Raw genomic sequence first — 18,426 nt, 5'->3', positions numbered from 1 at the left:
AACCTGCCTTTCGCGTGATGAGGTGTTCGTTCCCGGTGACGGTCATGAGGTGACCTCGGCGGGAAGCTCCGGGGCGGAGGGGTCGAGGGCGCCGGCCGCCCGCAGGGTGAGGACCATGGTCAGCCCGCCGCCGGGGGTGTCGTCGGCGACCAGGGTGCCGCCCATGGCCTCGGCGAAGCCGCGCGCGACCGCCAGGCCCAGGCCGACGCCGGCGCCGCGGGGCGCGTCGCCGTACCGCTGGAACGGCTCGAAGATGCGTTCCTTGGCGGTGTCGGGGACGCCCGGGCCGCGGTCGGCGATGCGCAGCTCCACCCGGTCGCGCAGGGCGCTGGCGGCCACCAGGACCCGTTCGGCGTCCCCGCTGTACTTCACGGCGTTCTCCACCACGTTGGCGACCAGGCGTTCCAGCAGTCCGGGGTCGGCGAGGACCATCGGCAGGGTCTCGGGGATGTCGAGGGCGACCGAGTCGGGCGGTACGCCGCCGAGCGCCATGGGCACCACCTCGTCCAGGTCGACCTCCTGCATCAGCGGGGTGACGGTGCCGGTCTGCAGGCGGGACATGTCCAGCAGGTTGCCGACGAGGTGGTCGAGCTTGTCGGCGCCCTCCTCGATGGCCTCCAGCAGGTCGGCCTCGTCCTCCGGCGACCAGGCGACGTCGTCGGAGCGCAGCGAGGAGACGGCGGCCTTGATGGCGGCCAGCGGGGTGCGCAGGTCGTGGGAGACGGCGGCGAGCAGGGCGGTGCGGATGCGGTTGCCCTCGGCGAGTTCCCGGGCCTGCTCGGCCTCGCCCACCAGCCGGCGGCGGTCGAGGAGGACGGCGGCCTGGGCGGCGAAGGCGGACAGCAGCCGGCGGTCCTCGGCCGGGAGCACCCGGCCGCTGAGCGCCAGCGACATCCGGTCGCCCACCGGCACCGCCACGTCCGCGGCGTCGGGCCGGCCGCACGGGGTGGGCCCCACCCCGCCGGCCCGGGTCCACGGGGCGTACTCGTCGTTCCGTTCCAGCAGCGCGACGCTGTCCATGGCGAACGTCTCGCGGACCCGTTCCAGCAGGGCGTCGAGGGAGGTCTCGCCGCGCAGGACGTTGCCGGCCAGCAGCGAGAGGATCTCGGCCTCGGCGCGCAGCCGGGCGGCCTGGTGGGTGCGGCGGGCGGCGAGATCGACCACCGAGGCCACCGAGACGGCGACCGCCACGAAGATCACGATCGCCACGATGTTGTGCGGGTCGGCGATGGTGAACCGGTGGACCGGCGGGGCGAAGAAGTAGTTGATCAGCAGCGAGCCGACGGCCGCCGAGGCGAGCGCCGGGAGCATCCCGCCGACCAGCGCCGCCGCCACCGTGGTCGCCAGGTAGAGCAGCATGTCGTTGGCGAGCCCGAGGCCGGGGGTGAAGGCCAGCAGCAACGGGGTGAGCAGCGCCGGGCCGCCGCAGCCGACCAGCCAGCCCAGGGCGATCCGGGCGCGGCCGAGCCGGGCGCCGCGGGCCACCGGCAGTCCGCGGCCCTTGGCGGCCTCCTCGTGGGTGACGATGTGGACGTCGAGGTCGGGGCCGGATTCACGGGCCACGGTGGCGCCGACGCCGGGGCCGAGGACGTACTGCCAGGCCTTGCGGCGGGAGGTGCCCAGCACGATCTGGGTGGCGTTGACGCCGCGGGCGAAGTCGAGCAGGGCGGTGGGGACGTCGTCGCCGACCACGTGGTGAAACGATCCGCCAAGGTCTTCGACGAGGGTCCGCTGGACCGTCAGCTCCTTGGGGGAGCCAGAGGCGAGGCCGTCGCTGCGGGCCACGTAGACGGCGAGGATCTCGCTGCCGGAGCCCTTGGCGGCCAGCCGGGCGGCGCGCCGGATCAGGGTGCGCCCCTCCGGACCGCCGGTGAGGCCGACGACGATCCGCTCGCGGGCCTGCCAGGTGGAGGAGATGCGGTGCTCGGCACGGTACTGCTGGAGGTATTCGTCCACCCGGTCGGCGGTCCACAGCAGGGCGAGTTCGCGCAGTGCGGTGAGGTTGCCGGGGCGGAAGTAGTTGGCGAGCGCCGCGTCGATCTTGTCCGGCTGGTAGATGTTGCCGTGCGCCATGCGGCGGCGCAGCGCCTGTGGCGACATGTCGACCAGTTCGATCTGGTCGGCGCGGCGGACCACCTCGTCGGGGACGGTCTCCCGCTGCCGGACGCCGGTTATCGACTCGACGACGTCGCCCAGCGACTCCAGGTGCTGGATGTTGACGGTGGATATCACGTCGACGCCGGCTTCGAGGAGTTCCTCGACGTCCTGCCAGCGCTTGGCGTTGCGGGAGCCGGGGACGTTGGTGTGCGGCAGCTCGTCGACGAGGGCGACCTCGGGGCGGCGGGCGAGGACGGCGTCCACGTCCATCTCGGTGAAGCGCGAGCCGCGGTAGGTCAGGGTGCGGCGCGGGATCTGCTCCAGCCCGTGCAGCATCACCTCGGTGCGCGGCCGGTTGTGGGTCTCGACGAAGCCGACGACGAGGTCGGTGCCGCGTTCCAGCCGCCGGTGCCCCTCGGAGAGCATCGCGTAGGTCTTTCCCACCCCGGGGGCCGCCCCGAGGTAGATACGCAGTCTGCCGCGTGCCATGGCTCCATCTTCGTAGCGTCGAAACGGTCCGGCATCGCCGAGCGTACGCAGCGCGAAACCGGCGAAACGGAGAAAAGCCACCCGTCAGGGCCGTATTGACACGATCCTGACGGGTGACCAGGGTATCCGCGCGGGCGCGGTGGTCAGCGGGCGGCAGCCGGCGCGCGGCGGGCGTCCTCGCGCTCGGTACGGCGCTGGGCGGAGCCGAGCAGGTAGGGCACGCTGATCACCATCACGCCGGAGGTGAACAGCAGCCGGGCCTTGAGCCGCAGCGCGCTCTGGTTGTGCAGGATCTGCTCCCACCAGCGGCCCAGCACGTACTCGGGGATGACCACGGTGACCACGTCGCGCGGGCTGTCGCGGCGCAGGGCGCGCACGTGGTCCAGCACCGGCCGGGTGATCTCGCGGTACGGGGAGTCCAGCACCTTCAGCGGCACCCCCATGTCGTGGGCGTCCCACCGCGCGCGCAGCGCCTCGGCGTCCTCGGGGACGACTCCGACGGTGACCGCCTCGACGGTGTCGGGACGGATCGAGCGGGCGTAGCCGACGGCCCGCAGGGTGGGCGCGTGGACGGTGGAGACCAGGACGACCGCGTGGTTGCGGGCGGGCGCCTCGGGGCGGGAGTCGTCGGCCACCGCCAGCTCCTCGGCCACCCGGTCGTAGTGCCGGCGCACCCCGACCATGGCCAGGAAGAGCAGCGGCATGGCGATCACCACGATGTAGGCGCCGTGGGTGAACTTGGTGATCAGCACGATCACCAGCACGACCCCGGTGAGCACCGCGCCGAGCGCGTTGATCGCCTGGGAGCGGCGCATCCGGCGGCGTTCGGCCGGCGCGGCGGTCTCGGCGAGCCGGCGGCTCCAGTGCCGGACCATGCCGGCCTGGGAGAGGGTGAAGGAGACGAAGACGCCGATGATGTAGAGCTGGATGATCGAGGAGGTGTCGGCGTCGAAGGCGACGATCAGGCCGATCGCGGCGAGCGCGAGCAGCACCACGCCGTTGGAGAAGACCAGCCGGTCGCCCCGGTTGTGCAGCTGCCGCGGCAGGTAGCGGTCCTGGGCGAGGATCGAGGAGAGCATCGGGAAGCCGTTGAAGGCGGTGTTGGCGGCGAGCACCAGCACCCCGGCGGTGGCCGCCTGGACGTAGTAGAACAGGAAGGTCGCGTTCCCGAAGGACGCCTTGGCTATCTGGGCGAGCGCGGTGGGCGTGGAGGTGCCGGCCGGCAGCCCCAGTTGGGTGGGGTCGTCGGTGACGTGCACCCGGTAGACCATGGCCAGGAACGTGATGCCCACGAACATGGTGACCGAGATCAGCCCCATCACCGCCAGCGTCCTGGCGGCGTTCCTCGCCTTGGGCGCGCGGAACGCCGGGACGCCGTTGCTGATCGCCTCGACGCCGGTGAGCGCGGTGCACCCGGAGGCGAACGCCCGCAGCGCCAGCAGCACCAGCCCGAGCCCGCCGTAGGTGCCCATGGCGTGGATCGGCAGGTGGGCGGATTCGGCGCGGATGTGGGTGCCGGTGGCCATCCGTACCGCGGCGAAGCCGAACATCACGTAGATGCCGAGCACGAACGCGTACGTGGGCACCGCGAACGCCTTGCCGGACTCCTTCAGGCCGCGCAGGTTGACGATGGTCAGCAGCACCACGAAGCCGACCGAGAGGGCGACGGCGTGCTTGGCGAGCGAGGGCGCGGCCGAGGTGATCGCGGCGACGCCGGCCACCACGGAGACGGCGACGGTGAGCACGTAGTCGACGAGCAGCGCGCTGGCGGCGGTGAGCGCCGCGTTGCGCCCCAGGTTCTCCGCGCTGACCACGTAGGCCCCGCCGCCGCCCGGGTAGGCGTGGCAGGTCTGCCGGTACGAGGCGATCACCACGACCAGCAGGAGCACGATCGCCGCCCCGACCCACCAGGCCAGGTGGAGCAGGGCGGTGCCGCCGAGGGCGAGGATCAGCAGGATCTCCTCGGTGGCGTAGGCGACGGAGGACAGCGGGTCGCTGCAGAAGACCGGCAGGGCCAGGCGCTTCGGCAGAAGCGTCTCCCCCATCTGCGCGGTGCGCAGCGGCCGGCCCAGCAGGAACTGCTTGGGGAGCATGGTCACGGGACGCGATCCTAGGCATGGATTCGCAGGCGATGACCCCGCAGCAGCCTGCGAACGCGTTAGGAAAGCGTCAGGATTTCGCCAATTCCCAACTCGACAGCGGCGAAACCCGCTGTGACCGAACTCTCAGACGCCCCCGCCGCCCCCGCCGGGGGACGACGGCGGGGGCGGCGGGGACACGGCGGTGGTACGGACCGGTGGTCACCCCGCCAGCCGGGCCAGCGCCAGGTTGAGCTGGAGGACGTCGACGGTGGGTTCGCCGAGGAAGCCGAACTGGCGTCCTTCGGTGTGGTCGGCGACGAGCCGGGCGACCTCGGCCGGGTCCAGGTGGCGGGCGCGGGCGACCCGGTCGGTCTGGATCCTGGCGTAGGCCGGGGAGATGTCCGGGTCCAGGCCGGAGCCGGAGGCGGTGACCGCGTCGGCGGGGACGGCGGAGGGTGCCACCCGGTTGAAGGCGGCGACCTGCGTGCGGCGTTCCTCGATCGTCTTGACCAGCGCCGGGTTGGTGGGGCCGAGGTTGGAGGCGCCGGAGGCACGGGTGTCGTACCCGTTCTGCCCGGCCGCCGAGGGGCGCGGCTGGAACCACCGGGGGTCGGGGGTGCCCGGCTTGCCGGGCAGGTCGAAGCTCTGCCCGAGCAGGCTGGAGCCGACCACGTGGCCGCCGGCGCCGACCGGCGAGCCGTTGGCCTTGTCGTGGAAGGCGGCCTGGCCGACCGCGAAGACGGCCAGCGGGTAGAGCACCCCGGTGACCACGGTGAGGACGAGCAGCGCGCGCAGCGCGGCCCAGGTCAGGCGTGCGGTGTTGCGGAAGGTGGCGTTCATGCCGGTCACCCGATCCCGGGGATGAGCGTGATGAGCAGGTCGATGATCTTGATGCCGATGAACGGGGCGATCAGTCCGCCGACCCCGTAGATCGCCAGGTTGCGGCGGAGCATCCGGTCGGCGCTCATCGGGCGGTAGCGCACCCCGCGCAGGGCGAGCGGCACCAGCGCCACGATGATCAGCGCGTTGAAGATGATCGCGGACAGGATGGCGGACTGAGGGCTGTGCAGCGCCATGATGTTGAGCTTGTTCAGCCCCGGGTAGGCCACCGCGAACATCGCCGGGATGATCGCGAAGTACTTGGCCACGTCGTTGGCGATGGAGAACGTGGTCAGCGCGCCCCGGGTGATCAGCAACTGCTTGCCGATCTCCACGATCTCGATGAGCTTGGTGGGGTTGGAGTCCAGGTCCACCATGTTCCCGGCCTCCTTGGCGGCCGAGGTGCCGGTGTTCATCGCCACACCCACGTCGGCCTGGGCCAGCGCCGGGGCGTCGTTGGTGCCGTCACCGGTCATGGCGACCAGCTTGCCGCCCGCCTGCTCCCGCTTGATCAGGGCCATCTTGTCCTCGGGGGTGGCCTCGGCGAGGAAGTCGTCCACCCCGGCCTCCTGCGCGATCGCCTTGGCGGTCAGCGGGTTGTCGCCGGTGATCATCACGGTCTTGATGCCCATGCGGCGCAGTTCGTCGAAGCGCTCCCGCATGCCGTTCTTGACCACGTCCTTGAGGTGGATCACCCCGAGCACCCGGGCGCCGTCGGCGTCGTCCACCGCCACCAGCAGCGGGGTGCCGCCGGCCTGGGAGATCTCGTCGGTCAGCCGCTGGGCGTCCTCGGCGACCTCGCCGCCGCGCTCCCGTACCCAGGCGAGGACGGAGCCGGTGGCGCCCTTGCGGACCATGCGCCCGTCCACGTCCACCCCGGACATCCGGGTCTGGGCGGTGAACGGGATCCAGGTGGCGTGCGCCAGTTCGCCGGTGTGGCGTTCGCGCAGCCCGAACCGCTCCTTGGCCAGCACCACCACCGAGCGCCCCTCGGGGGTCTCGTCGGCCAGCGAGGAGAGCTGGGCGGCGTCGGCCACCTCGGCCGCGGTGGTGCCCCGTACCGGGACGAACTCGGTGGCCTGCCGGTTGCCGTAGGTGATGGTGCCGGTCTTGTCCAGCAGCAGCGTGGAGACGTCGCCTGCGGCCTCCACGGCCCGTCCGGACATCGCCAGCACGTTGCGCTGCACCAGGCGGTCCATGCCGGCGATGCCGATCGCCGACAGCAGCGCGCCGATGGTGGTGGGGATCAGGCAGACCAGCAGGGCCACCAGCACGGTCATCGACTGCTCGGCGTGCGCGTAGACCGCGAACGGCTGCAAGGTGACCACGGCCAGCAGGAAGACGATGGTCAGCGAGGCCAGCAGGATGTTGAGGGCGATCTCGTTGGGCGTCTTCTGCCGGGCCGCCCCCTCGACCAGGTTGATCATCCGGTCGATGAAGGTCTCCCCCGGCCGGGTGGTGATCTTCACGACGATGCGGTCGGAGAGCACCTTGGTGCCGCCGGTCACCGCGCAGCGGTCGCCGCCGGACTCGCGGATCACGGGGGCGGACTCGCCGGTGATCGCCGACTCGTCGACGCTGGCGACCCCCTCGACCACGTCCCCGTCGCCGGGTATGACGTCGCCGGCCTCGCAGACCACCAGGTCGCCCACGCGCAGCGCGGTGCCCGGGACGGACTCCTCGGCCGCGCCGTCGCCGGTCAGCCGGCGGGCCACGGTGTCGGTCTTGGCCTTGCGCAACGTGTCCGCCTGGGCCTTGCCGCGCCCCTCGGCCACCGCCTCGGCCAGGTTGGCGAAGATCACGGTGAGCCAGAGCCAGGCCGCGATGGTCCAGCCGAACCAGGCGCCGGGGTGGGCGATCGCCAGCACGGTGGTGAGCACCGAGCCGATCTCCACCACGAACATCACCGGGGACTTGGCCATCACCCGCGGATCGAGCTTGCGCAGCGCGTCCGGCAGCGAGGTCCACAGCTGCTTGGGGTCGAAGACGCCGGCCCGGACCCGGCCGGGTCCGGCGTCCGGTGCCGGGCTGCCGTCCGGCTGGTCGCTGCGTACGGGGGTAGCGGTTGTCATGACAGTCCTTCAGCGATCGGGCCGAGCGCCAGCGCCGGGAAGTAGGTCAGCCCGGTGACGATGATCACCGTGCCGACCAGCAGCCCGGCGAAGAGCGGCTTTTCGGTGCGCAGGGTGCCCGCGGTCTCCGGCACCGGCCGCTGCTCGGCGAGCGAGCCGGCCAGCGCCAGCACGAAGACCATCGGCAGGAAACGGCCCAGCAGCATCGCCAGCCCGGTGGTGGTGTTGAACCAGTCGGTGTTGGCGTTGAGCCCCGCGAACGCCGAACCGTTGTTGTTGGCCGCGGAGGTGAACGCGTACAGCACCTCGGAGAAGCCGTGGGCGCCGGGGTTGGCCGCGGAGCGGATCGGGGTGGGCAGCGCCATCGACAGCGCGGTGAAGACCAGCACCAGCGCCGGGGTGATCAGGATGTAGCAGGCCGCGTACTTGATCTGCCGGCTGCCGATCTTCTTGCCCAGGTACTCCGGGGTGCGCCCGACCATCAGTCCGGCGATGAAGACCGCGATGACCGCCATGATCAGCATGCCGTACAGGCCGGATCCGGTGCCGCCGGGCGCGATCTCGCCCAGCATCATCCCCAGCATCGCGATGCCACCGCCGAACGCGGAGAACGAGGAGTGGAAGGCGTCCACCGCGCCGGTGGAGGTCAGCGTGGTGCTGGTGGCGAAGAGCGAGGACGCCCCGACGCCGAACCGCTGTTCCTTGCCCTCCATCGCCCCGTGCGCCGCCTGTAGCGCCGCGCCCGGATGGGCCGACTCCGACCAGGTCATCAACACCGTGAAGACCAGCCAGATCACGCCCATCGCGGCGAGGATCGCGTACCCCTGCTTCAGGCTGCCGACCAGCTTGCCGAAGGTACGGGTAAGCGAGAAGGGGATCACCAGGATCAGGAAGATCTCGAAGAGGTTGGTGAACGCGGTGGGGTTCTCGAAGGGATGGGCGGAGTTGGCGTTGAAGTAGCCGCCGCCGTTGGTGCCCAGCTCCTTGATGGCCTCCTGGGAGGCCACCGCCCCGGCGGGCATGGCCTGGTGGGCGCCGGTCACCGTGGTGACCTCGTGCCATCCGGCGAAGTTCTCGATCGCGCCGCAGGCCACCAGGACGACCGCCGCCACGAAGGCGATCGGCAGCAGGATCCGCACCGTGGTGCGCACCAGGTCGGACCAGAAGTTGCCCAGTTCACCGGTGCGGGAGCGGGCGAAGCCGCGGACCAGCGCGATGGCCACCGCGATCCCGACCGCGGCCGAGACGAAGTTCTGCACCGCCAGGCCGCCAGTCTGCACCACGTGGCCCATGGTCGACTCGCCCGAGTACGACTGCCAGTTGGTGTTGGCGACGAACGACGCGGCGGTGTTGAACGCCTGCTGCGGGGTGACCGCGGCGAACCCCAGCGACCCCGGCAGGTGGTTCTGCACCCGCTGGAGCAGGTAGAGGAACAGGACGCTCACCACGGAGAACGCCAGCACCCCGCGCAGGTAGGCGGGCCAGCGCATCTCGGCGTCCGGGTCGGCGCCGATGCACCTGTAGATCCACCGCTCGGCACGCAGATGCCGCCGGGAGGTGTAGACGGCGGCCATGTAGTCGCCGAGCGGGCGGTGGACCAGGGCGAGCGCCACGACGAGCGCGAGGACCTGGAGCACGTCAGCTGCTGTGGGACTCATCGGATCGCTCAGAACCTCTCGGGAAGGACGAGGGCGACGACGAGATAGCCCAGCAGTGCGACGGCCACCACAAGGCCGACGATGTTCTCGGCGCTCACAGCTTGGCCACCCCCCGGGCCACGAGCGCCACCAGCGCGAAGACCACGAGGGTGGTCAGGACGAAGGCCAGGTCGGCCATCGTGTGCTCCTCGATCGGGATCGTTTTTCGGACACCGTCGAGTGAATCGCCGGAACCTGGCCTTCCCGCCGCCGTTGACGCCTTCTGTACGGCGGCCGGGCGGCCCCTGACGGGTTCCTTACGCGGGTGCGGTGGCGCGGTCCGGGCGCCGGGTGGCCGGTTCTCGGCGGGGGCGCGGGGGCGCGGCGGGGGCGGGCGTGGAAAAGCCGCGTGCCCGGCCGGGGTGGTCCCGGCCGGGCACGCGGCGGTGGTCCGCCGGCCCTCGACGGGCGGGCGGGAGCGGACGGCTCAGCGCACTTCGCTGATCTCCGGTCCGCGGCGCATCGGGTCGATGCCGTCGGAGAACTTGCCGGGGGCGCCGCCCTGCTCGGGGGCCATGCCCTCGGGCATCATCTGGGCGTCGTCCGGCAGCTTGAGGACGATGGGGTCCCGGGGGGCCATCGGCGCGTCGCCGCGGACCACCACGGTGTCCCGGAAGATCTGCTCCAGCACCCCGGCGGCCTGCGGCTGCACCGCGCCCTGCCCGGAGATCACGCCGCGCAGGAACCAGCGGGGGCCGTCGCAGCCGACGAACCGGACCACCTGGACCCCGTTGGTGCCGTCCGGCAGCTGCACCGGCACCTGCGCCCGCAGCTCCCAGCCCAGCGGGCCCTCGACCTCGTCGACGACCCCGCCCTGCTGGGTGATCCCGGCGGCGATCTCCTCGCGGACCTCGCCCCAGATGCCCTCCGACTTGGGGGCGGCGAACCCCTGGAGCTGGATGGCGCTGTCGTGCAGGACGACGGTCGCGGCGACGATGGCGTCACCGGCCACCTCGACCCGCAGCTCCATCCCTTCGACCCCTGGCACCAGGACGCCGCCGAGGTCGACCCGGCCCTCGGCGGGGTTGTCCACCTCACCGATGTCCCACGGGCCGTCCGGCCGCGGCGCCGGCGGCAAGTTGTAACGGCCGGGCCGCTCGGCGTCCGGCGACTCCTCGGCCGACTCGTCCGGGCCCGTGTCCTCCACAGGCTCGTCGAGGGCGTCTTCGCGCTCCTTGCGGCGACGACGGAACACGGTCACTGTCCTTCCCCGTCTGAGGTCCGGTCTGCGGCGACCGAAGCGTATCCCTTACCGACACTGGTGTCCGTCGCACCGACCACCGGGGCGTCCACCGCGGCGTGCCCGCCGGTGGAACCGAAGCCCCCCGCGGCCCGTGCGGAGCCGGGCAGTTCCGCCACCTCGTGGAAGCGGACCTTCTCGACCTGCTGGACGACAAGCTGGGCGATGCGGTCGAACCGCTCGAACCGTACGCTCTCACGCGGGTCCAGGTTGACCACGATCACCTTGATCTCCCCACGGTACCCGGCATCCACCGTGCCCGGGGCGTTCACCAGGGCGACACCGCAGCGGACGGCCAGTCCGGAACGGGGGTGGACGAAGGCGGCGTAGCCGTCGGGCAGCGCGATGGCGATGCCGGTGGGGAGCAACGCCCGCTCCCCGGGGGCGAGTTGGCACGCCTCGGTGGTCACCAGGTCGACCCCGGCGTCGCCGGGGTGGCCGTAGGCCGGGACCGGCACCTCGGGGTCGAGGCGGCGGATGAGGACGTCGACCGGGGCGCGGCTCACGGGTTCACCTCGAAGGCGCGGGCGACCTTGAGCTGGTCGGGGTCGGCGAGGGCGGCCTCGATCTCGTCGGGGCGGCCGTTGCGGGTGAAGTGGCCGAGGTCGACCTCGATGAACAGGGCGTCGGCGCGGACCGCCACCGGGCCGTCCGGTCCGCCGATCCGCCCTTCCGCGGAGCCGTAGATCTTGCGGCCGGCCACCCCGGTGCAGCGGGCGGTCAGGTGCAAGGTGGCGCCCACCGGCACCGGGCGCACGAAGTCGGTCTCCAGGCGGCCGGTGACCGCGATCACCCGCAGCAGCCAGTTGAGCGAGCCCAGCGTCTCGTCCAGCGCCGAGACCAGCACCCCGCCATGCGCGAGCCCGGGCGCGCCCTGGTGGGCGGGGCGGACGGTGAACTCGGCGGTGACGGTGACGCCCTCCCCGGCCCGGGCCGCCAGGTGCAGTCCGTGCGACTGGCCGTCGCCGCAGCCGAAGCACTGGTCGTAGTGGGCGCCCAGCAGCTCGCCGGGGGCGGGGGCGTCGGGGTGGCGTACCGGACGTCCGGCGTCCGGCGGCGGCGTCAGCGGCTCACGCCGGCCGCTGTCGGTTGCATTGGCTCCACTCACGGCCCGAACCCTACCCTCCTGGGGCCCGCCTCCCCTCCCGTGTGCGGCCGGGACCTGCCCGGCAGCGCCCGGGAACGGCGGCGGGACGGTGCCTCGGGGCCGCCCGGCGGGGCCGTGCCAAGCTGGTGTCATGCAGCCTTACGACGAACGCCTCACCGCCCCCCGATCCTGGTGGGTCATCGCCGTCCTGGCCGGGATCTGCTGCGGCCTGGTGGCCCTGCCGTTCGGGACGCTGCCGCTGCTGGGCACCTTCGCGGTGACCACGGCGCTCTTCTGCGTGCTGGTCAGCTCCTACGGCTCGGTGCGCATCCGGGTGGTGGCCGGCTCGCTGGTGGCCGGGGACGCCAGGATCCCGGTGACGGCGCTGGGCGAGGCGGTGCAGCTCGACGCCGAGCAGGCCCGCGCGTGGCGGACGTACAAGGCCGACACCCGCGCCTTCATGCTGCTGCGGTCCTACGTGCCGACCGCGCTGAAGGTCGAGGTGACCGACCCGGAGGACCCGACGCCGTACCTGTATCTGTCGACCCGCTCGCCGCGGCGGCTGGCGGCGGCGCTGGAGGCGGTCAGGGCCGACCGGTAGGGGCCGCGTCGTCGGGCCCGTCGTGCGGGCCCCGTGGGGGCTCGTGGGGCGCCGGCCCGGCCGGGTCGTCGGGCCAGGGGCGTTGCCGGGCGCGCAGGTCGTCCCGGACGCGCTGGGCCATCTTGCGGGTGTCGCGGCGGTTGAGCAGCGCGCCGACGGCGGCGCCGACCAGGAACGGGGTCAGCACCGGGAGGTGGCGGGCGCCGCGCTTGAGGATCTGCTGGCGCAGTTCGCGTTTGGCCTGGCCGCTCAGGGCGGTGTTGACGCTGGACGGCCGGGTGAGGTGTATGCCGCGTTCGCCGGCCCATTCGGCCAGGTAGGCGGCGGCCCGTTCGCGGGCGGTGCCGGGCGCCCGCAGTCCGTAGACCTCGTGCAGCTCGGCGATCAGCTTGAACTCGACGGCGGCCACCGCCAGCGTCTCGGCGGCCAGCTCCGCCGTCATCGCCGGGGGTACCGGCAGCATCGCGGCGGCGCCCACCCCCGCGCCCACGGCCGAGCTGCCCTTGATCGCCGCGGTGGTCAGCCGGTCGGCGATCTCCTCGGGACCGAGGCCGGGGAAGTGCCGGCGCAAGGTGGCCAGGTCCCGGACCGGGATCCGCGGGGCCGTCTCGATCAGGCGCTCGGCGAGCGCCGTCGCGCCGGTCCGCGCGCCGCGCGCGGTGCGGTGGGCGAGCCTGCGCCCGCCGTCCGCCACCGTCCGGACGGCGGGCGGGACACGCCGCCGCTGCGACGGGCGCGCGTCCGCCCCGTCCGGCTCCGGTGCGAGCGCGTCGTACGGCTCGACCGGACCCGGGGCGGGGGCTTCGTCGCCCGTCGTGCGGGGTGTGCGTCGCTTCCGGAACGGTACGGGACCCGCCACGGCCGGCCCGACCGTCAGGCCGCGCAGTCGCGGCAGATCGGCTGGCCGTTCTTCTCCTCCGCCAGCTGGCTGCGGTGGTGGACCAGGAAGCAACTCATGCAGGTGAACTCGTCGGCCTGGCGGGGCAGCACCCGCACCGAGAGTTCTTCGTTGGACAGATCGGCGCCAGGCAGCTCCAGGCCTTCGGCCTGTTCGAACTCGTCGACGTCGACGGCGGAGGTCGACTTCTCGTTCCGCCGAGCCTTCAGCTCCTCGATGCTGTCCTCGTTGAGGTCGTCGTCGGTCTTGCGTGGCGTGTCGTAATCGGTTGCCATGGCGCTCTCCCCCTCCGGGTGTTTGCGGTATCTCCAGCGCACGTAACGCGCGAGGGGCCGGACTTGTGCCCGACCCGAGGCGGAGATTTTGCCTCACATCAAGCCCTGTTACTCAATCGACACCCAACCGCACCTCCGAAGAGGTGATCATGTGGGCTGTCGATCATGACCGAACACGGTCCGAATGTCGCACTTCACTGGCACCGTCACGGGTACTTCCCGTGATCAGGACCTGCGGAAACATGGATTTTTCGGCTTTTTCCGCAAGACTGCCGATCACACTGCGTAGGCATGACACAAATCGCATGTGCGATCAGTCACAGGTGGTGCAGCGCCGGGACAGACCGGATTATTTCGCGTGAAGCGAACACGCTCCGGGCGTGGTCGCATCGGTCACATTTCCTGCCGCACCGGTCACGCCGCTCACCCTCGGCGCGGCGGTCACAACGGTATCGAGACCCGCATCACCAGGCCACCGCCCTCCCGGGGCACCGCGGTGATGGCACCGCCGTGCGCCCGGGCCACCGAGCGGACGATGGACAGCCCGAGGCCGACGCCCTTGTCGCTGCCGGTGCGCTCGGTGCGCAGCCGCCGGAACGGTTCGAAGATGTTGTCCAGCTCGTAGGCGGGGACCACCGGCCCGGTGTTGGCCACCGTCAGCACCGCGTGGCCGCCCTCGACGCCGGTGGCCACCTCCACCCAGCCGTCCGGCACGTTGTAGCGCACCGCGTTCTGCACCAGGTTGAGCGCGATCCGTTCCAGCAGGACGCCGCTGCCCTGGACCACCGCCGGGCGCAGCCCCTCGCTGCGCAGCTCCACGCCCTTGGCCTGGGCCTCGCCACGGGTCTGCTCCAGCGCCTGGGCGGCGGCCTCGGCGAGGTCGACGGCCTTGCGCTCGACCACCTCGTTGTCGCTGCGGGCGAGCAGCAGCAACCCCTCCACCAGCTGCTCGCTGCGCTCGTTGGTGGCCAGCAGCGTCTTGCCGAGCTGCTGGAGGTCGGGCGAGGCGTCCGGGTCGGCGAGCTGCACCTCCAGCAGCGTGCGGTTGATCGCCAGCGGGGTGCGCAGCTCGTGCGAGGCGTTGGCGACGAACCGGCGCTGCGACTCGAAGGAACGGTCCAGCCGGTCGAGCATGTCGTCGAAGGTGTCGGCGAGCTCCTTCAGCTCGTCGTCCGGGCCGTCGAGCTCGATGCGGCGCGACAGGTCGGAGCCGGCCACCACGCGCGCGGTGCGGGTGATCTTGCCCAGCGGCGAGAGCACCCGGCCGGCCATCACGTAGCCGAAGGCGAAGGCGACCACGGTGAGCCCGAGCAGCGCCAGCAGCGAGCGGCGCAGCAGGTTGTTGAGGGCGATCTGGCGCTGCTGGGCCATGCACGCGTCGAGGACGTCGTTGAAGTGCGAGGCGGTCAGGCTCGGGTCGGAGAGCCCGGGGCAGGCGTTGCTGTTGACCTGTACGTTGCCGCCGAGCAGCCGGAACGGCGCCTCGCCGCCCTGGTGCATCGCCTGGGCCGCGAGCAGATAGATGATCAGCAGCAGCAGCACGCCGGCGATGAGGAACATGCCGCCGTAGAGCACGGTGAGGCGGATCCGGATGGTGGGCCGCAGCCACGGCGCGGTGGTCTCCGGCGGACGCGGGTCCCAGGTCGGCCGGGGCGGCGTGGTCGCGGACGGTCCGGGGGCCGGGGAGGTGGTCATGGGCATCGGCTCTAGATCCGGTAACCCGAGCCGGGGACCGTCACGATGACGGGCGGCTCGCCCAGCTTGCGGCGGAGCGTCATCACGGTGACCCGCACCACGTTGGTGAACGGGTCGGTGTTCTCGTCCCACGCCTTCTCCAGCAGCTGCTCGGCCGAGACCACGGCCCCCTCGCTGCGCAGCAGCACCTCCAGCACCGCGAACTCCTTGGGCGCCAGGTGGACCTCCCGGCCGTCCCGGAAGACCTCGCGGCGGTTGGGGTCCAGCTTGATGCCGGCGCGCTCCAGCACCGGGGGCAGCGGGACGCTGGTGCGGCGGCCGAGGGCGCGGACCCGGGCGATGAGTTCGCTGAAGGCGAACGGCTTGGGGAGGTAGTCGTCGGCGCCGAGTTCCAGCCCTTCGACGCGGTCGCTGACGTCACCGGCGGCGGTGAGCATCAGCACCCGGGTGGGCATCCCGAGCGCGACGAGCTTGCGGCACACCTCGTCGCCGTGGACCACCGGCAGGTCCCGGTCGAGCACGACGACGTCGTAGTCGTTGACCCCGATCCGTTCCAGCGCGGCGCCACCGTCGTAGACGACGTCGACGGCCATGGCCTCCCGGCGCAGGCCGGTGGCCACCGCATCGGCGAGTAGCTGCTCGTCCTCGACGACGAGTACGCGCACGGCGCAGGTCCTTCCAGGTAGAACGATCGGTCTGCCACCCATCCTGCCTCGGATGCGGTTAAACCGGCGGTAAGGGTCCCGGCGGCGACCGGCGGTGGGCGGGGCCCCGCGGGCGGTGGCGGACGGGGGCGTGGCCGGATCCGGGCGGGCCGGGTGGCCGGATGTCCGCGCGGCGGGTGACCGGATCGGAGGACCGTTTGAGATCCATTTGAGAATTGGTGGGGTGCGGGAGGTTTTCGCCGTGTCGGGGCTGGGGAAGACGAGTGCAACCCCGCGATCACGCCCTACCTTGCGCGTTTCGGCGTTCTCTTCTCCGCGTGATCGCGCCGAGCCGCAAGTTCACCTTGTTCCGACGAAGACGAGGGGGCGCCCATGGACGCGTTCACCACCGGCATCATGCAGCGCATACGGAGCACCCAGTACGACCTCGACCGCGCCCGGGAGTCGGGTGACGACTTCCTCGTGGAGGTGGAGCAGGCCGAGCTCGACGATCTGCGCCGCCTCGCCGCCGAGCACGGCGTCGAGGTCGAGTCGGTTTCCCGGGTCGCCTAGTACTCCATCGGGCCTGCGCCCCGGACCCTTCGGCGGGTACCGGGGCGTTCGCATGGGCGCGGGACCGCCGGCCTCGGCCCCGCGGGCGGCTCAGTCGTGCCAGGCGCCCTCGGCCTCCAGGAACGCCTGGAGGGGCTCGAAGAGGCCCGGGGCCGCCGCCACGGTCAGCTCCGGCCCGGCCACCGCCCCGGGACGGCCGCCGGTACGGGCACCGGCCTCCCGGGCGAACAGCTCCCCGGCCGCGAGGTCCCAGGGGTTGAGGCCGCGTTCGTAGTAGCCGTCGAGACGTCCGCAGCCGAGGTCGCACAGGTCGATGGCGGCCGAGCCGCCGCGCCGGATGTCGCGCACCCGGGGCAGCAGGGCGGCCACCACGCCGGCCTGGGCCGCGCGGCGCTCGGTGAGGTAGCCGAACCCGGTGCCGATCAACGCCTGTTCGAACACCGGCGCGGGGCGGCACGCGGCGGGCTTGTCGTTGACGAACGCGCCCCGCCCGAGCACCGCGCGGTAGGTCTCCTGGCGCATCGGGGCCTCGACCACCCCGACCAGGGTGCGCCCGTCGGCCTCGGCGGCGATGCTGACCGCCCAGGACGGCAGGCCGTACAGGTAGTTCACGGTGCCGTCCAGCGGGTCGATCACCCAGCGCACGCCGCTGGTTCCGGCGCGGCTGGCCCCCTCCTCGCCGAGGAGTCCGTCGTCCGGGCGCCGCTCGGCGATGTAGCCGGTGATCAGCTTCTCGGCCACGATGTCCATCTCGGTGACCACGTCGATGGGGCTGCTCTTGGTGGCGGCCACGCCGAGGTCGGCGGGGCGTCCGTCACGCAGCATGGCGCCGGCCCGGCGGGCGGCCTCCAGCGCGATGTCGAGCAGTTCGTGGTCCAGGTCGGTCACGGGGTTCCCTTCGTCCGGTGCGGGGCGGGCGGCGTGGTGCGGCGGTGCGGCGCCGGTCAGTCGCGGCCGGCGGCGGCCGGCCGGGGGGTGCGGGCCGGGCAGCAGCCGACCGGGCAGACGTCGTGGCTGGGGCCGAGGGCGCCCAGCGCGCACCGCTCCACCGGCGCGCCGCGCTCGGCGGTGGCGCGCTCCAGTACCAGCTCGCGGATACCGGCCACGAAGCGCGGGTCGGCGCCCACGGTGGCCGCGCGGGCGACCGGCAGGCCCAGCTCGGCGGCCTTGGCGGTGGCCTCGGTGTCGAGGTCGTACTTGACCTCCATGTGGTCGGAGACGAAGCCGATCGGCACCATCACCACGGCCGGGGCCCCGGCGGCGTGCTCGTCCTGGAGGTGGTCGCAGATGTCGGGTTCCAGCCACGGGATGTGCGGGGCGCCGCTGCGCGACTGGTAGACCAGGCGCCACGGGCGGTCCACCCCGGTCGCCTCGCGCACCGCGTCGGCCACCACGGTGGCGACGTCCAGGTGCTCGGCGACGTACGCGCCGCCGTCGCCGTGCCGCTCGACGGGGCCGGAGGTGTCGGCGGCGGTCAGCGGGATGGAGTGCGTGGTGAACGCCAGATGGGCGCGGTCGCGGACGTCGGCGGGCAGCTCGTCGAGGGCGGCCAGCACGGCGTCGACCATGGGGCGCACGAAGCCGGGGTGGTTGAAGTAGTGGCGCAGCTTGTCGATCTCCAGCCGCGGGCGCCCCTCGGCCTCCAGCGCGGCGAGCGCGTCGGCGAGGTTCTCCCGGTACTGCCGGCAGCCGGAGTACGAGGCGTACGCGCTGGTGGCCAGGGTGAGGATGCGGCGGTGGCCGTCGTCGGCCATGGCGCGCAGGGTGTCGGTGAGGTACGGGGCCCAGTTGCGGTTGCCCCAGTAGACCGGCAGGCCGAGGCCGTGTGCCGCGAAGTCGGCGCGCAGCGCGGCGAGGAACTCCCGGTTCTGCGCGTTGATCGGGCTGACGCCGCCGAACAGGAAGTAGTGCTGCCCGACCTCCTTCAGCCGCTCACGCGGGATGCCGCGCCCGGCGGTGACGTTCTCCAGGAACGGGACCACGTCGTCGGGGCCTTCGGGGCCGCCGAAGGAGAGCAGCAGCAGGGCGTCGTAGGGGGTGGGATCGAGCTCATCGGCCATGCCCCCGATCCTGCCACCCCCCGGTGCGCGCCCGCCTG

General features: G+C 72.5%; 17 protein-coding genes. 2 read left to right on the top strand and 15 right to left on the bottom strand.

Annotation, left to right across the window (positions count from 1 at the left end):
* Positions 1 to 42: 42 nt before the first annotated feature.
* The 9 genes from SCATT_RS21960 to SCATT_RS21920 all read right to left on the bottom strand — a co-directional run bounded on the left by SCATT_RS21960 (position 43) and on the right by SCATT_RS21920 (position 11,663).
* On the bottom strand, positions 43 to 2,586 hold the full coding sequence (locus tag SCATT_RS21960) for a sensor histidine kinase (protein WP_014145350.1): 2,544 nt from the start codon (positions 2,584 to 2,586) through the stop codon (positions 43 to 45).
* 143 nt (positions 2,587 to 2,729) lie between these two features.
* Positions 2,730 to 4,679, bottom strand: coding sequence for an APC family permease (locus SCATT_RS21955; protein ID WP_173405740.1), 1,950 nt, complete (start codon positions 4,677 to 4,679; stop codon positions 2,730 to 2,732).
* Positions 4,680 to 4,886: 207 nt separating this feature from the next.
* Positions 4,887 to 5,507, bottom strand: coding sequence for a potassium-transporting ATPase subunit KdpC (kdpC, locus tag SCATT_RS21950; RefSeq protein WP_042507676.1), 621 nt, complete (start codon positions 5,505 to 5,507; stop codon positions 4,887 to 4,889).
* Between the two features lie 5 nt (positions 5,508 to 5,512).
* Entirely contained in the window at positions 5,513 to 7,618 is a 2,106-nt protein-coding gene (kdpB, locus tag SCATT_RS21945; protein WP_014145346.1) for a potassium-transporting ATPase subunit KdpB, read from the bottom strand.
* On the bottom strand, positions 7,615 to 9,276 hold the full coding sequence (gene kdpA / locus SCATT_RS21940; protein ID WP_014628502.1) for a potassium-transporting ATPase subunit KdpA: 1,662 nt from the start codon (positions 9,274 to 9,276) through the stop codon (positions 7,615 to 7,617). Before kdpA ends, kdpB begins: the two co-directional genes overlap by 4 nt.
* A gap of 8 nt (positions 9,277 to 9,284) precedes the next feature.
* Entirely contained in the window at positions 9,285 to 9,374 is a 90-nt protein-coding gene (gene kdpF, locus SCATT_RS36740) for a K(+)-transporting ATPase subunit F (RefSeq protein ID WP_041824932.1), read from the bottom strand.
* Positions 9,375 to 9,742: 368 nt separating this feature from the next.
* Positions 9,743 to 10,510: a DUF3710 domain-containing protein gene (locus SCATT_RS21930; protein WP_014628500.1), complete on the bottom strand. Its 768-nt coding sequence runs from the start codon at positions 10,508 to 10,510 to the stop codon at positions 9,743 to 9,745.
* 2 nt (positions 10,511 to 10,512) lie between these two features.
* Complete coding sequence (gene dut, locus SCATT_RS21925) at positions 10,513 to 11,061, bottom strand: dUTP diphosphatase (RefSeq protein ID WP_014145342.1); 549 nt, start codon at positions 11,059 to 11,061, stop codon at positions 10,513 to 10,515.
* Positions 11,058 to 11,663 carry a PaaI family thioesterase gene (locus SCATT_RS21920; RefSeq protein WP_014145341.1) on the bottom strand — a complete coding sequence of 202 codons (606 nt, stop codon included), beginning with the start codon at positions 11,661 to 11,663 and terminating at the stop codon, positions 11,058 to 11,060. The genes dut and SCATT_RS21920 overlap by 4 nt, the downstream gene beginning before the upstream one ends.
* A 130-nt stretch (positions 11,664 to 11,793) precedes the next feature.
* On the opposite strand from SCATT_RS21920, the gene SCATT_RS21915 reads away from it, so the two are divergent.
* Positions 11,794 to 12,243 (top strand): DUF3093 domain-containing protein, encoded by a 450-nt coding sequence (locus SCATT_RS21915; protein WP_014145340.1) that lies wholly within the window; start codon positions 11,794 to 11,796, stop codon positions 12,241 to 12,243.
* Here SCATT_RS21915 and SCATT_RS21910 read toward each other — a convergent pair.
* The 4 genes from SCATT_RS21910 to SCATT_RS21895 all read right to left on the bottom strand — a co-directional run bounded on the left by SCATT_RS21910 (position 12,227) and on the right by SCATT_RS21895 (position 15,776).
* Positions 12,227 to 13,102 (bottom strand): hypothetical protein, encoded by an 876-nt coding sequence (locus SCATT_RS21910; protein ID WP_014145339.1) that lies wholly within the window; start codon positions 13,100 to 13,102, stop codon positions 12,227 to 12,229. The two genes, SCATT_RS21915 and SCATT_RS21910, sit on opposite strands and share 17 nt — an antisense overlap.
* Positions 13,103 to 13,116: 14 nt before the next feature.
* Entirely contained in the window at positions 13,117 to 13,416 is a 300-nt protein-coding gene (locus tag SCATT_RS21905) for a DUF4193 domain-containing protein (RefSeq protein ID WP_014145338.1), read from the bottom strand.
* A 441-nt stretch (positions 13,417 to 13,857) separates the two neighbouring features.
* On the bottom strand, positions 13,858 to 15,111 hold the full coding sequence (locus SCATT_RS21900; RefSeq protein WP_014145337.1) for a sensor histidine kinase: 1,254 nt from the start codon (positions 15,109 to 15,111) through the stop codon (positions 13,858 to 13,860).
* An 11-nt stretch (positions 15,112 to 15,122) separates the two neighbouring features.
* A complete protein-coding gene (locus tag SCATT_RS21895) occupies positions 15,123 to 15,776 on the bottom strand; it encodes a response regulator transcription factor (RefSeq protein WP_014145336.1) in 654 nt (217 codons plus the stop codon).
* Positions 15,777 to 16,148: 372 nt separating this feature from the next.
* On the opposite strand from SCATT_RS21895, the gene SCATT_RS21890 reads away from it, so the two are divergent.
* Complete coding sequence (locus tag SCATT_RS21890) at positions 16,149 to 16,328, top strand: hypothetical protein (protein WP_014145335.1); 180 nt, start codon at positions 16,149 to 16,151, stop codon at positions 16,326 to 16,328.
* Positions 16,329 to 16,418: 90 nt separating this feature from the next.
* On the opposite strand, the gene SCATT_RS21885 is transcribed toward SCATT_RS21890, so the two are convergent.
* Together SCATT_RS21885 and SCATT_RS21880 are read right to left on the bottom strand one after the other, a co-directional pair.
* Positions 16,419 to 17,216 carry an inositol monophosphatase family protein gene (locus SCATT_RS21885; protein WP_014145334.1) on the bottom strand — a complete coding sequence of 266 codons (798 nt, stop codon included), beginning with the start codon at positions 17,214 to 17,216 and terminating at the stop codon, positions 16,419 to 16,421.
* A gap of 56 nt (positions 17,217 to 17,272) precedes the next feature.
* Positions 17,273 to 18,388, bottom strand: a complete 1,116-nt coding sequence (locus SCATT_RS21880; RefSeq protein ID WP_014145333.1) for a ferrochelatase — start codon at positions 18,386 to 18,388, stop codon at positions 17,273 to 17,275.
* Between the last annotated feature and the right edge of the window lie 38 nt (positions 18,389 to 18,426).

Source organism: Streptantibioticus cattleyicolor NRRL 8057 = DSM 46488, from assembly GCF_000240165.1.
GTDB classification, from domain to species: Bacteria; Actinomycetota; Actinomycetes; order Streptomycetales; family Streptomycetaceae; genus Streptantibioticus; species Streptantibioticus cattleyicolor.
This window is presented reverse-complemented; position numbering and strand designations above follow the sequence as displayed.

Coding starts and splice junctions, on each gene's coding strand:
- SCATT_RS21960 (WP_014145350.1), bottom strand. CDS start 2,586: ATGGCACGCGGCAGACTGCGTATCTACCTCGGGGCGGCCCCCGGGGTG.
- SCATT_RS21955 (WP_173405740.1), bottom strand. CDS start 4,679: ATGCTCCCCAAGCAGTTCCTGCTGGGCCGGCCGCTGCGCACCGCGCAG.
- kdpC (WP_042507676.1), bottom strand. CDS start 5,507: ATGAACGCCACCTTCCGCAACACCGCACGCCTGACCTGGGCCGCGCTG.
- kdpB (WP_014145346.1), bottom strand. CDS start 7,618: ATGACAACCGCTACCCCCGTACGCAGCGACCAGCCGGACGGCAGCCCG.
- kdpA (WP_014628502.1), bottom strand. CDS start 9,276: ATGAGTCCCACAGCAGCTGACGTGCTCCAGGTCCTCGCGCTCGTCGTG.
- SCATT_RS21915 (WP_014145340.1), top strand. CDS start 11,794: ATGCAGCCTTACGACGAACGCCTCACCGCCCCCCGATCCTGGTGGGTC.
- SCATT_RS21905 (WP_014145338.1), bottom strand. CDS start 13,416: ATGGCAACCGATTACGACACGCCACGCAAGACCGACGACGACCTCAAC.
- SCATT_RS21900 (WP_014145337.1), bottom strand. CDS start 15,111: ATGACCACCTCCCCGGCCCCCGGACCGTCCGCGACCACGCCGCCCCGG.
- SCATT_RS21890 (WP_014145335.1), top strand. CDS start 16,149: ATGGACGCGTTCACCACCGGCATCATGCAGCGCATACGGAGCACCCAG.
- SCATT_RS21880 (WP_014145333.1), bottom strand. CDS start 18,388: ATGGCCGATGAGCTCGATCCCACCCCCTACGACGCCCTGCTGCTGCTC.